This is a genomic window from Rathayibacter sp. AY1D2, from assembly GCF_002932695.1.
In the GTDB taxonomy this organism is placed as follows: Bacteria; Actinomycetota; Actinomycetes; order Actinomycetales; family Microbacteriaceae; genus Rathayibacter.
This window is the reverse complement of the sequence record NZ_PSVX01000048.1, coordinates 18,701-28,934: the sequence shown is the minus strand read 5'-3', so window position 1 is coordinate 28,934 and position 10,234 is coordinate 18,701. Positions and strand designations below refer to the sequence as shown.

Sequence of the window (10,234 nt, the reverse complement as noted above, 5' to 3'; positions counted from 1 at the left end):
CAGGCCTACGGCGCCCGAGGCCGCACCCTGGGCGAGATCGTCTTCGCCACCGGCATGACCGGGTACCAGGAGACGCTGACCGACCCGAGCTACGCCGGCGAGGCGCTGCAGCTCGGCGACCAGGTGCGCCCGGAGGGCGGGCTCGGCCACGCGGAGGTAGCTGTCGACGGTCTCGTCGCCGCGGGGCGACCAGGAGATCACGAGCAGGCCGCCCTCCTCGACGACGCGGTCGATCACGTAGCTGCCCTGGCCCGCTCCGCGCAGGAGGGAGGCCGGGATCACCGTCTCGCGCTCGCCGACGGGGGCGATCACGACGCCGCGCTCGTGGAGGCGCAGCACAGCGTTGCCGCGGAAGCCGAGCCCCGGCAGCACGACGCGCTCGAGCGGCTGCTCGAAGCGGGTCGTGGCCACGTACGGGAGGTCGACGCGCTCGACCTCGGCGCCCAGCGAGGATGCGGGCACGGGCTCCGGCGCGAGGGCGGCCGAGCGGCGGCGCCGCGCGCGCCAGGAGAGCAGCATGCCGACGAAGACGAGGACGACGACCGCGGCGATGACGATCGTGATCGCGGCCCTATCCACGGGAGGCCTTCGCGGAGGCGGCGACGACCGCCGCGTCGACGAGCTCGCCGTCCAGCACGGTCGGGAAGCCCCGGTGGAGGGTGGCGACGACGCGGCCCGGCAGCTCGCGACCGAGGTACGGGGAGTTGCCGCTGCGGCCGCGCAGGTCCTCGACGGAGAAGCGGCGTCGCGCCTCCGGGTCGTAGAGCACGATGTTCGCGGCGGCCCCGACGGCGAGGCCGCGGTCGTAGCCGTCGAGCCGGCCGATGCGGGCGGGGGCGGAGGAGAGCACGCGCGCGACGTCGGACCAGCTCATCCGCCCGTCCTCGACGACGGCGGCGTGCACCACGCTCAGCGCGCTCTCGAGGCCGACCATGCCGAACGCCGCGGCGTCCCACTCGCAGTCCTTCGCCTCGACCGGGTGCGGCGCGTGGTCGGTGGCGACGATGTCGATGGTGCCGTCGGCGAGGGCCTCGCGGAGGGCGAGCACGTCCTCGTCGCGGCGCAGCGGCGGGTTCACCTTGAAGCGGGCGTCGTAGCTCGGCCCGTCCTGTCCGGCGACGGCCTGCTCGGTGAGGAGCAGGTGGTGGGGGGTGACCTCGGCGGTCACGTCGATCCCCCGGGCCTTCGCCCAGCGGATGACGTCGACCGAGCCCGCGGTCGAGACGTGGCAGACGTGCAGGCGGGAGCCCACGTGCTCGGCGAGGAGCACGTCGCGGGCGATGATCGCCTCCTCGGCCACGGCGGGCCAGCCCTGCAGGCCGAGGGCGCTGGAGACGGCGCCCTCGTTCATCTGCGCGCCCACGGTGAGCCGCGGCTCCTGCGCGTGCTGGGCGACGACTCCGTCGAACGCCTTGACGTACTCGAGAGCGCGGCGCATCAGCAGCGCGTCCGAGACGCACTTCCCGTCGTCCGAGAAGACCCGCACGGCCGCGCGGCTGCGGGCCATCGCGCCGAGCTCGGCGAGCGACTCCCCCGCCAGACCCACGGTCACCGCGCCGATCGGGCGGACCGTCGCGTAGCCGGCGTCCTCGCCCAGGCTCTGCACCTGCTCGACCACGCCCGCGGTGTCCTGCACCGGCGAGGTGTTCGCCATCGCGAAGACGGCGGTGAAGCCTCCGGCGGCCGCAGCTCGCGTGCCGGTGAGGATCGTCTCGCTCTGCTCGAACCCCGGCTCGCGCAGGTGGGTGTGCAGGTCGACCAGGCCGGGCAGCGCCAGCAGGCCGTCGGCGTCGATCACGCGGGCCCCGCGCGAGTCGAGGTCGGCGCCGATCTCGACGATCACGCCCCCGTCGATCAGCAGGTCGGCGGTCGACTCGCCGGCGAGCGTCGCCCCCGAGATCAGGATCCGCTCCGGCGCCGTGCTCTGAAGCGGCTGGGCAGTGCTCATCAGTGGACCTCCCGTTCGCCGGACAGCAGCAGGTAGAGCGCGGCCATCCGGACGGACACTCCGTTCGTGACCTGTTCGAGCACCGTGGAGCGGCTCGAATCGGCGGCCGCCGAGGAGATCTCGACGCCCCTGTTCATGGGTCCGGGGTGCATGACGATGGTATCGGGACCCAGCCGGGCGAGCCGCTCGTCGTCGAGGCCCCAGATCCGCGCGTACTCCCGGCCGTTGGGGAAGAACCCGCTCGACATCCGCTCGAGCTGGATGCGCAGGAGCATCACGACGTCGGGGAGCCCGGTGTCGATCGCCTCGTCCAGATCGAAGCGGATGGTCGCGGGCCAGTCGCGCGTGTCGACCGGCACGAGGGTCGGCGGTGCGACCAGGGTCACCTCGGCGCCCAGCGCCGTCAGCAGCCAGACGTTCGAGCGCGCCACCCGCGAGTGCAGGACGTCGCCCACGATCGTGACCGCGACACCGTCGAGGCTCTTGCCGCGGGACGCGGAGGCGCCGTGCAGGCGCCGGCGGATGGTGAACGCGTCCAGGAGCGCCTGGGTCGGGTGCTCGTGGGTCCCGTCACCGGCGTTGAGGATCGACGCGTCGATCCAGCCGCTCGCCGCCAGAACCGCGGGGGCTCCGGAGGCGCTGTGGCGGATGACCACGCCGTCGGCGCCCATCGCGGCGAGCGTCTGCGCGGTGTCCTTCAGGCTCTCGCCCTTGGAGACGCTGGAGCCCTTCGCGCTGAAGTTGATGACGTCGGCCGAGAGCCGCTTCGCCGCCGCCTCGAACGAGATCCGCGTGCGGGTGGAGTCCTCGAAGAAGAGGTTGACCACGGTCTTCCCGCGCAGGGTCGGCAGCTTCTTGACCTCGCGGTTCTGCACGTCCGCCATGTCCTCGGCGATGTCGAGGAGTGCGATCGCGCTCGCGCGGTCGAGGTCGCGGGTCGAGAGCAGGTGCTTCACGGAGCCGTCTCCTCGCCGGTGGCCTGCGACTCGATCGCGACCAGGTCCTCGCCGTCCGTCTCGACGAGCCGGACGTTGATCCGCTCGCTCAGGCTGCTCGGCAGGTTCTTGCCGACGAAGTCCGCCCGGATCGGGAGCTCGCGGTGCCCGCGGTCGACCAGCGCGGCCAGCCGCACGGCTCGCGGACGGCCGATGTCGCTGAGGGCGTCCAGGGCGGCGCGGATGGTGCGGCCCGAGAAGAGGACGTCGTCGACGAGGACCACTGTCCGGCCGTCGATGCTCGCGGGGACGGCGGTCCGCGCGGGGGTGCGGACCGGGTGCCGGGAGAGGTCGTCGCGGTACATGGTCACGTCGAGGGAGCCGGCGAAGACGGGGGGACCGTCCGGCTCGATCCGCGCGATCGTCTCGGCGATGCGCCTCGCGAGGGCGACGCCGCGCGTCGGGATGCCGAGGACGACCAGCGACTCGGGGCCGCGGTTCGACTCGAGGATCTCGTGGGCGATGCGCGTGAGCGCTCGCGTGATGTCAGCGCCGTTGAGCACGATTCGTGCCGTCACACCGACCTCCTTCCCCGCCTCACAGGACGGCTGTTAAAGGAAAAGCCGTGTCGAGTATACGGGCCGTCGCGCGGCCCGCCGGACGGGCAGCCCGGGAACGACCTCGGCCCGCCCGATCACGGGGATCCGGCGGGCCGAGCAGGTCTCCGGGGCGGGTCAGGCCGTCGTGCGGGACTCCGCGACGGAGGCGAGGAGCCCGTTGATGAAGCCCGCCGAGTCGTCGGTCGACAGCGACGTGGCGGCCTCGACGGCCTCCGAGATGGCGACGCCGTCGGGCACCGCGTCGTTGTGCAGGATCTCCCACACCCCGATCCGGAGGATCGCGCGGTCGACCAGCGGCATGCGCGGGAGTGTCCAGCCCTGGGCGAGCCGGGCGATCAGCTCGTCGATCTCGTCGGCGTGGTCGATGACCCCGTCGACGATCTCGCGGGCGTAGAGCCACGAGGCCTCACGGGCCGGCTCGTTCGCCGCCCGCTCGGCCTCGGCGCGCAGCGACTGGGCGAAGCTGATCTGCCGGACGTCGGCGTTGTAGAGGATGTCGAGGGCGCGCTTGCGCGCCTTCGTGCGAGCACTCACGGGAGGCCCGGCTCAGCTGACGCGGCCGAGGTAGTCGCCCGTGCGGGTGTCGACCTTGACCTTCGTGCCCTGCTCGAGGAAGAGCGGGACCTGGATCTGGTAGCCGGTCTCGACCGTCGCGGGCTTGGTGCCGCCGGTCGAGCGGTCGCCCTGGAGGCCCGGCTCCGTGTAGGTGATCTCGAGGACGACCGAGGCGGGGAGGTCGATGTAGAGCGGGTCACCGTCGTGCAGGGCGAGGGTCACGTTCTGGTTCTCGAGCATGAAGTTCGCCGCGTCGCCGACGACCGCCTCGGGAACGGTGATCTGGTCGTAGTCGCTGGTGTCCATGAACACGAAGTCCGCGCCGTCGCGGTAGAGGTACTGGAAGTCGCGGCGGTCGACGTTGGCCGTGTCGATCTTGGCGCCCGCGTTGAAGGTCTTGTCGACGACCTTGCCCGTGAGGACGTTCTTCATCTTGGTGCGTACGAAGGCGCCGCCCTTGCCCGGCTTGACGTGCTGGAAGTCGATGACGTTCCAGAGCTGGCCGTCGATGCTGAGGACGGTGCCGTTCTTGATGTCGGTGGTAGAGGCCATGCGAAGGGGGATCCGTTTCGGTGGAAGTCTGCGCCGGCGAGCCCGGTACGCGGGCGCGGCGATATCGGCCGGTCCGGCTGACCCGTCGAGTGTAGTCGACGCGGCCCCGTCGGCAGAGGAGTCTGGACGCCGCATGCGAATCGCCCCACCGGTCCGCCGGAGCGCGAGACGGTGGAGGACCGACCCCGAGGAGGAGCACAGGGACGCCTTTCCCGCCGACACAGTCGTGCCGCCCTGGTACTCGATCGTGTTCACCGCGGTGCCGATCGTCATCGCCGTCGTGATCGTGCTCGTCGTGGTGCTGATCGTCGTGAACATGCGCCGGGCGCGCTCGCTCGGAGTGGACCCGCTGACCCTGCGGACCGACGTCGCGGCCCGCTTCGCGCGCGAGGGTCCCGGCTCCGCCCGCCCGCTGGCGGACCGGCTCGCCGAGCTGGAGGCGCTGCGAGCGGCGGGCACGATCACCGAGGCCGAGTACGCCCAGGCGCGGAGGGCCGCCCTGGGCGGAGGCTGACGGCGCCGCCCAGGCTCAGCCGAGCCGGACCTACGATCCGATCTCCTGGTACGCCGCGAACAGCAGCGACGTCTCCGGCCCCTGCAGGATGCTCGGGCGGGCGATGTCGTCGAGGACCACGAAGCGGAGCATCCCCGCGCGGGTCTTCTTGTCGCGCTGCATCGAGGCGAGGAGCGTCGCCCATCGTCCGAGCGGGTAGCTCGTCGGCAGGGTCAGCGACTCGAGGACCCGGCGCTGGCGGTCCACGACCGCGTCGCTGAGCGATCCGGTCAGGCGCGAGAGCTCGGCTGCGAACATCATCCCGACGGAGACGGCCGCGCCGTGGCGCCACTGGTAGCGCTCGGCGTGCTCGACCGCGTGCCCGAGGGTGTGCCCGTAGTTCAGGATCTCGCGCAGGCCCTTCTCGGTGAAGTCCTCGCCGACGACCCGCGCCTTGATCCCGATCGACAGCTCGACCAGGCTGCGGAACTCCTCCGACGTCGGGTCCGTGGCCAGGTCGATGTCGGACTCGATGATGTCGAGGATGCGCGGCTCGGCGATCATCCCGTACTTCACGATCTCGCCGAAGCCGGCCAGGATCTCGTTGCGCGGGAGGCTGGTCAGCACGTCGAGGTCGGCGACGACAGCCCGCGGCGCGTGGAAGGCGCCGACGAGGTTCTTGCCCTCGGCCGTGTTGATGCCGGTCTTCCCGCCGACGGCCGCGTCGACCATCCCGAGCACGGTGGTCGGCACCTGCACCAGGTCGACCCCGCGGAGCCAGGTGGCGGCGACGAAGCCGGCCAGGTCGGTGATCGCGCCGCCGCCGAAGCCGACGACCGCATCCGTGCGGGTGAAGTCCGACTGCCCCATCACCTGCCAGCAGAAGGCCGCCACCTCCACGCGCTTCGCGGCCTCGGCGTCCGGCACCTCGGCGAGCAGCACCTCGTAGCGCTCGAGCAGGCTCTCGCGGATCTCGGCGGCGAGGACCGCGAGGGTCGGCGGGTGCACGATGAGCACCTTCGCGGCCCGGGGGCCGATCGCGTCGGCGAGGCCGTCGAGGAGTCCGCGCCCGACGTGGATGTCGTAGCCGTTCTCTCCGGCGACGGGGATGGCGGTGGTGCCGTCGTTCATGACTGTCTTCCGCTCGGGCGGCTCGTGGCCGCCGGGTCCGATGGTGCAGGGGTGGCGGAGGGGCGCTGCGCGCGCACCCACTCCGCGATCTCGGCGGCGATCAGGGTGATCGGCCGCCGGGAGGTGTCGACCACGGTGTCCGCGAGGGACTCGTAGACCGGGCGCCGCTCGTCGAAGATGCGGACCCAGTCGCCGACCCCGCCGCGCACCAGCGGGCGGGAGCCGGAGCCGAGCCGGTCGCGGACGGCCTCGGCCGTGGTGGTGAGGAGCACGACGGGCACGTCCGCGAGGTCGGCGCGCGTCGCGGGATCGAGCACCGCTCCCCCGCCGAGGCTCAGCACCACGTCGCGGCGGACGGCGCGCTCGACGACACGGCGCTCCTCCCGGCGGAAGGCCGGCTCGCCGTGGGCGTCGAAGTAGGGGGCGATCGGGCCGTGGGTGCGCACGAACTCCGCGTCGGAGTCGACGAACCCGGCGCTCAGCGCCTTCGCGACCCGCTTGCCGATCGTCGTCTTGCCGGCCCCCATCGGGCCGATCAGGACGAGGCGGGCGCGGGCCGCGCCGGTATCGTGACCCGCCATCAGCGGGCCGCCGAGGACGCGGCCATCAGTCGAGCCCGAGAGCCGGGTCGCTCGCAGCGGCCGTGCGGAGCTCGTCGGGGATGGCGGCGAGGTAGCCCTGCAGGTTGCGGCGGGTCTCGGTGACGCTGTCGCCGCCGAACTTCTCGAGCACGGCGTTCGCGAGCACCAGGGCGACCATCGCCTCCGCGACGACACCGGACGCCGGCACCGCGCAGACGTCGGAGCGCTGGTGGTGGGCGCCGGCCGCCTCGCCGGTGGCGACGTCGACGGTGCGCAGCGCGTGCGGCACGGTCGCGATCGGCTTCATGCCGGCGCGGACCCGCAGCACGGTCCCCGTGCTCATCCCACCCTCGGTGCCGCCGGCCCGGTCGCTGGACCGGGAGATCCCGGCGGCGGACTGGAACAGCTCGTCGTGCGCCTCCGAGCCGCGGCGGGTGGTGGTGAGGAAGCCGTCGCCGACCTCGACGCCCTTGATCGCCTGGATCCCCATCAGGGCCGCCGCGAGCTGGGAGTCGAGACGACGGTCCCAGTGCACGTAGGAGCCGAGTCCGGGCGGGAGATCGTACGCGAGGACCTCGACCACGCCGCCGAGCGTGTCGCCGTCGTCGTGGGCGCGGTCCACCTCGGCGACCATGAGGGCGCTGGTCGCGGCGTCGTGGCAGCGCAGCGGATCCGCGTCCAGGGCGGCGACGTCGGCCGGGCCGGGCAGCGGCGAGCCCTCGGGCACGCGGACAGGCCCGATGGCGAGGGTGTGGCTGACGAGCGAGACGCCGAGCTCGCCGAGGAAGCGGCGGGCGACGGCCCCGAGGGCGACGCGGGCCGCGGTCTCGCGGGCGGAGGCGCGCTCGAGCACGTTGCGGGACTCGGGGAAGCCGTACTTCTGCATCCCGACGAGGTCGGCGTGGCCCGGGCGGGGCCGGGTGAGCGCGGCGCCGCGGCCCTTGGGCAGGCTCTCGGGGTCGCGGGGCTCCGCCGACATGACGTCGACCCAGCGCGGCCACTCCGTGTTGCCGATGCGCAGGGCGATGGGGCTGCCCATCGTCGCTCCGTGCCGGACGCCGGAGGAGATCGTCAGCTCGTCCTGCTCGAAGTTCATCCGGGCTCCGCGGCCGTAGCCGAGCTTCCGGCGCGCCAGATCGGCGCGGATGTCGTCGAGGGAGACGGGGACGCCCGCCGGCAGTCCTTCGAGGACGGCGACGAGTTCGGGACCGTGGGATTCCCCGGCCGTGAGCCAACGGAGCATCCTCCGATTCTGGCACACGAGGTCAGTGCGCCGGACCCGCCGAGACGGCTCGGCGCATCGCCGCGAGCACCTCGTCCTCACGATCGAGAGGCAGGGCCGGGTCGCCGCCGACGAAGATCCGCACCTGCACGAGTGCCTGGTGGAGCAGCATCCCGAGCCCGGAGACGACCGGGGAGCCGCCCTGCTCCCAGCGCCGGGCGAGAGCGCTCGGCCACGGGGAGTACGCCACGTCGAACAGGGTCGAGCCCGCGACCGCCGCGTCGGGCACGTCGAGGCCGTCAGCCGCCCCGCCGGGGAGCGTCGAGATCACCAGCGGCGCTCCGGTGGACCAGTCGGCGAAGGAGCGGACCGAGATCAGGACGCCGAGCGACTCCGCGAGCGGAGCGAGCTCGACGGCCCTCGACGCCGTCCGCAGGACGAGGTCGACCCGCGCCGCGCCCAGCTCGGCGGCGGCGGCCAGGGCGGAGGCGGCGGTCGCTCCCCCGCCGAGCACCTGGACGCGCTCCGCCGAGACGACGCCCGCCTCGGCGAGGGCGCGCACGATGCCCGCGACGTCGGTGTTGAACCCGCGGAGGCGGGGTGCCGGGCCGGAGCGGTCGACCAGCACGGTGTTGACCGCGCCGGTGGCCCGGGCGACCGCGTCCTCCTCCGCCAGCAGCGGGCGCACCGCGTGCTTGAGCGGCATGGTCAGCGACAGGCCGTGCCAGGGCTCACCGGACACGACCTCGGAGAGGGTCGCCTCCGTCGTCTCGACGGCGCGGTAGCTCCAGTCGAGCCCGAGCACCCGGTAGGCGGCCGCGTGCAGCGCGGGCGACTTCGAGTGCACGATCGGCGCGCCGAGGACCGCGAGGCGGTACCCGGCGGCCGTCACTGGTACTCCGGGTGGTCCCGCATCCAGGCCTGCCACTGGTCGACGGCCGCGTTGTGCTCGGCGTCGGTGGTGGAGTAGACCGTCTCGCCCGTCTCGAGGTTCACCGTGACGAAGTACATCCAGGTGCCGTCCGCGGGGTGCATGACCGCGTCGATCGCCACGTCCCCCGGGTTCGAGATCGGCGCGGGCGGCAGACCGTCGCGCTGGTAGGTGTTGTAGACGTTGCCGGCGTCGTTCCGCTCGGCGTCCGTGGTCGAGACGCGGTCGGTCGCGCCGGTGCCGTACGCCACGGTCGCGTCCGACTGCAGGCGCCACCCCTGGTCGAGGCGGTTCTGGAACACGCGCGCGACCTTCGGGAAGTCCTCGGCGACGCGGGCCTCGCGCTGCACGAGGGACGCGAACACCACGACGCGGTAGCGGTCGTCCACCGGCACACCGGCCTGGTCGAGCGACTGGTACATCCGGTCGACCAGCGTCTTCAGGATGTCGTGCGCCGGCGTCGACGGGTCGATGTCGTACGTCGCGGGGAACAGGAACCCCTCGAGGCTCGTCGCCCCGGCCGGGAGCCCGAACGAGCCCCAGTCGGCGGCGGCCGCCTCGAGGTCCGTCAGCGCGACCCCGGTACCGTCCGCGATGAGCGGCAGCGCCTCCTTGAGCGCCGTCCCCTCGGGGATGACGAAGGTGTTCGCGAGGCGCGTCGACTCGGAGTCGAGCAGCGCCGACAGTGCGGCCTTGGCGCTCATCTCGGCCTTGAGCGAGTACGCGCCGGGCTGGAAGACGGGCTCCGGGCTCTGGGCGAGGAGCAGGTCGTAGAAGGGATCGTACGACTTGATGACCCCGTCCGAGACGAGGTTGTTGGCGATGTCGCTGCCGCCGTCGCCCTGGTGGATCGTGAACAGCACCTCGCTCGAGCCGGTGCCGGTGAAGTCGGTCGGCTCGGGCTCCGCGAACAGGCCGCGCACGGGCTCGAGGAAGATCGTGACGGCGATGGCGACGAGCGCGGCGAAGACGCCGAAGGCCAGAAGCCCGCCGATGAGCCCGCGGCGGCTGCGGCGCTTCTTCGCGCCGCCCGTCGCGCGAGCCGCGCGGCGACGCTTCGGGCGCGCGTCCGGGTCGAACGCGGCCGCGTCGTCGCGGCCGCGGGGCTCGGGCACGTCGGGCCCGGTGAAGAGGCGGCCCAGCGGATCGTGCGCCTCAGTCGGCGCGGGCTGCTGCTCCGGAGTCGGGTCGGGCGGAGTCGGCTGCGCCTGCTCGGCGGCGCGGGCGTCGCGGCGGCTCGGGGGGACGTCGGTCACGAGGAGGTCC

General features: G+C 73.1%; 11 protein-coding genes and 1 pseudogene. 2 read left to right on the top strand and 10 right to left on the bottom strand.

Annotation, left to right across the window (positions count from 1 at the left end; all coding sequences use genetic code 11):
- A pseudogene (locus C5D04_RS12975) lies at positions 1-102 on the top strand (carbamoyl-phosphate synthase domain-containing protein); the annotation flags it as partial.
- Between the two features lie 469 nt (positions 103-571).
- Here C5D04_RS12975 and C5D04_RS12970 read toward each other — a convergent pair.
- From C5D04_RS12970 to efp, 5 genes are all read right to left on the bottom strand, one after another.
- The gene (locus tag C5D04_RS12970; protein ID WP_104347798.1) at positions 572-1,948 is read right to left on the bottom strand and encodes a dihydroorotase; all 1,377 of its coding nucleotides are present in this window, start codon (positions 1,946-1,948) and stop codon (positions 572-574) included.
- Positions 1,948-2,904: an aspartate carbamoyltransferase catalytic subunit gene (locus C5D04_RS12965; RefSeq protein WP_104224749.1), complete on the bottom strand. Its 957-nt coding sequence runs from the start codon at positions 2,902-2,904 to the stop codon at positions 1,948-1,950. The genes C5D04_RS12970 and C5D04_RS12965 overlap by 1 nt, the downstream gene beginning before the upstream one ends.
- Positions 2,901-3,461, bottom strand: a complete 561-nt coding sequence (gene pyrR / locus C5D04_RS12960; protein WP_104224750.1) for a bifunctional pyr operon transcriptional regulator/uracil phosphoribosyltransferase PyrR — start codon at positions 3,459-3,461, stop codon at positions 2,901-2,903. The genes C5D04_RS12965 and pyrR overlap by 4 nt, the downstream gene beginning before the upstream one ends.
- Positions 3,462-3,617: 156 nt before the next feature.
- The gene (gene nusB, locus C5D04_RS12955) at positions 3,618-4,037 is read right to left on the bottom strand and encodes a transcription antitermination factor NusB (RefSeq protein WP_104347797.1); all 420 of its coding nucleotides are present in this window, start codon (positions 4,035-4,037) and stop codon (positions 3,618-3,620) included.
- Positions 4,038-4,049: 12 nt separating this feature from the next.
- Positions 4,050-4,610 (bottom strand): elongation factor P, encoded by a 561-nt coding sequence (gene efp / locus C5D04_RS12950; RefSeq protein ID WP_068210208.1) that lies wholly within the window; start codon positions 4,608-4,610, stop codon positions 4,050-4,052.
- A gap of 226 nt (positions 4,611-4,836) precedes the next feature.
- Between efp and C5D04_RS12945 the strand changes: the two genes are divergently transcribed.
- Positions 4,837-5,124, top strand: coding sequence for an SHOCT domain-containing protein (locus C5D04_RS12945; RefSeq protein WP_104347796.1), 288 nt, complete (start codon positions 4,837-4,839; stop codon positions 5,122-5,124).
- 30 nt (positions 5,125-5,154) lie between these two features.
- Here C5D04_RS12945 and aroB read toward each other — a convergent pair whose 3' ends face one another.
- Genes aroB through mltG form a run of 5 tightly spaced genes read right to left on the bottom strand, consistent with a single transcriptional unit; the run spans position 5,155 to position 10,224 of the window.
- The gene (aroB, locus tag C5D04_RS12940) at positions 5,155-6,234 is read right to left on the bottom strand and encodes a 3-dehydroquinate synthase (RefSeq protein WP_104325433.1); all 1,080 of its coding nucleotides are present in this window, start codon (positions 6,232-6,234) and stop codon (positions 5,155-5,157) included.
- A complete protein-coding gene (locus C5D04_RS12935) occupies positions 6,231-6,815 on the bottom strand; it encodes a shikimate kinase (protein ID WP_104225325.1) in 585 nt (194 codons plus the stop codon). Before C5D04_RS12935 ends, aroB begins: the two co-directional genes overlap by 4 nt.
- A 25-nt stretch (positions 6,816-6,840) precedes the next feature.
- Positions 6,841-8,058, bottom strand: coding sequence for a chorismate synthase (gene aroC, locus C5D04_RS12930; RefSeq protein ID WP_104296194.1), 1,218 nt, complete (start codon positions 8,056-8,058; stop codon positions 6,841-6,843).
- Positions 8,059-8,080: 22 nt separating this feature from the next.
- Positions 8,081-8,929 (bottom strand): shikimate dehydrogenase, encoded by an 849-nt coding sequence (locus C5D04_RS12925; RefSeq protein WP_258068912.1) that lies wholly within the window; start codon positions 8,927-8,929, stop codon positions 8,081-8,083.
- Positions 8,926-10,224 carry an endolytic transglycosylase MltG gene (gene mltG, locus C5D04_RS12920; RefSeq protein WP_104313171.1) on the bottom strand — a complete coding sequence of 433 codons (1,299 nt, stop codon included), beginning with the start codon at positions 10,222-10,224 and terminating at the stop codon, positions 8,926-8,928. Before mltG ends, C5D04_RS12925 begins: the two co-directional genes overlap by 4 nt.
- Between the last annotated feature and the right edge of the window lie 10 nt (positions 10,225-10,234).

What these genes read in the sequence shown, in the direction of transcription:
- aroB (WP_104325433.1), bottom strand. Translation starts at nt 6,234, where the DNA reads ATGAACGACGGCACCACCGCCATCCCCGTCGCCGGAGAGAACGGCTAC.
- aroC (WP_104296194.1), bottom strand. Translation starts at nt 8,058, where the DNA reads ATGCTCCGTTGGCTCACGGCCGGGGAATCCCACGGTCCCGAACTCGTC.
- efp (WP_068210208.1), bottom strand. Translation starts at nt 4,610, where the DNA reads ATGGCCTCTACCACCGACATCAAGAACGGCACCGTCCTCAGCATCGAC.
- C5D04_RS12970 (WP_104347798.1), bottom strand. Translation starts at nt 1,948, where the DNA reads ATGAGCACTGCCCAGCCGCTTCAGAGCACGGCGCCGGAGCGGATCCTG.
- C5D04_RS12935 (WP_104225325.1), bottom strand. Translation starts at nt 6,815, where the DNA reads ATGGCGGGTCACGATACCGGCGCGGCCCGCGCCCGCCTCGTCCTGATC.